Source organism: Priestia sp. P1_B12_1 (assembly GCF_056406695.1).
This window is the reverse complement of record NZ_JBFTZR010000054.1, coordinates 1-1,612: the sequence shown is the minus strand read 5'-3', so window position 1 is coordinate 1,612 and position 1,612 is coordinate 1. Positions and strand designations below refer to the sequence as shown.

General features: G+C 34.9%; 1 protein-coding gene and 1 pseudogene. One reads left to right on the top strand and one right to left on the bottom strand.

The features are described from left to right. Positions 1-327: 327 nt before the first annotated feature. Positions 328-1,110 carry a hypothetical protein gene (locus tag AC1D0Y_RS29425; RefSeq protein WP_477708446.1) on the bottom strand — a complete coding sequence of 261 codons (783 nt, stop codon included), beginning with the start codon at positions 1,108-1,110 and terminating at the stop codon, positions 328-330. A 359-nt stretch (positions 1,111-1,469) separates the two neighbouring features. Here AC1D0Y_RS29425 and AC1D0Y_RS29420 point away from each other — a divergent pair. Beyond that, a pseudogene (locus tag AC1D0Y_RS29420) lies at positions 1,470-1,612 on the top strand (DUF2992 family protein); the annotation flags it as partial.

The window sequence follows — 1,612 nt, the reverse complement described above, 5'->3', positions numbered from 1 at the left end:
CTATAGGTGAATTGGCTAAATTAGTACATGTACCATGTATTAAATAAGTTGTTCGGATAAAAAGAAGGCTTGAGCCGTATGACGGGAAATCTGTCACGTACGGTTCTTAGGGGGGCGGGCGCTCGTGAGAGTGCCTGCCTACCCGACTTAACTACAAATGAATACCGTATACAGCTAAAAAACAGAAAAACTCCCTATTTCCGTAGGGAGTTTTTCTGCTACATTTATTTATCCAAAGGGTTGAAACCTTATCAGTTTCTTGAGTAGTTTGCTCTGGTTACGATGCTTTAATTCATATAAATGTAGCAAAGATCTTCATGTTATTTTTTAACTTTTTTCCCTTTTAATATAAAAGCCTGGGTTTTGATAGGTTTTTTCTAGAAAGTTCTTCTGTTCTTTTTCAGCAAGCTTATTATTTTCAACTGTATTGATATAAGCATCATACGTGGCGAACCCATAAAGAGAAGGGAAAAACAGTAACCATTCTGGGTTTAATACGTTGGTAGCTTTCTGGATTTCGCCTAAAAAGAGAAGAGAAATAGCTTCAAGAAGATGAGAATAGTAAAAGAAAACAACGGTCCAAGTAACAATAAAAAAAGCAGCGATTATTCGATGAATATAAAGCTGACCTAAACCTGGCATAAATAAAGACCATATGATAGACATAATAGGATTTCTTTTATCCAAGTAGTTAATCTCCATAGCTTCCATACTAAAGGAATTAAAGGTGTGATCTTCTCTTTCAGCTAAGAGATATATTTTATTTAAATCAACCGTTGTTCGATAACTATCCCATATGGCAAAGATATAAACAGGAATATAAATGAGAAGCCACCTAGTGTTTAGTGACTCTTTCGCCATGTCTATGTCCCCTTGAAAGGAATGAATCATAGCTACATTTAAATTAGAATTCAGATTAATAACAACTTCCCAAATAAATAAAACAAATCCTCGAAGATATTTGGATAAAAGCAAATGTCCAAAACCCGGAAAGGCAGCTGACCACCAGGCTATGATGTAGGGATTTCTTAAGTGAATCTGAGTGGTTCCAAGTATACTAACGTGAGCTATATAGCGTCTTGCTGTGTTATCGTTTGTATAGTTTTTCATGTATGTTCTCCTATGGAATTAGTAGGGGTTGAACAAATTGTCTTTTATATCTTTAATCCATAATTAACATATTCATATATATTTATTCTGTTTTATCCGTTTAAAATAGCTAAAACCCCCTATTTCCGTAGGGAGTTTTTCTGTCGTGCGTACCATTATTTTTGAGGTGATATTTTCTTGAAAACATCTTGAGTAGTTTGCTCAACTATTGCAGCATCTATGCAACCTTTACATAGCGGATTTACAATGTCCTCTTGCATAGATATTTAATGTGTTCCGAAAATATGTTTTATGTTAAAATTTGTATATGGGATGTAAAAACACAATTCGGTTGGTAGTCCGGATGCATTAATAAATTAATGTCATTGACCTTCCCCTCCTCGGGATGTCCATCATTTCATAGTATGTTTAGAGGAGGGAATCGTTATGTCACTAACGATTTACCATGATGGTCAGTTTTGGGTAGGAATTATTGAAGTTGTAGAAGGCGGTAAGTTAAAAG

Coding starts and splice junctions, on each gene's coding strand:
- AC1D0Y_RS29425 (WP_477708446.1), bottom strand. CDS start 1,110: ATGAAAAACTATACAAACGATAACACAGCAAGACGCTATATAGCTCAC.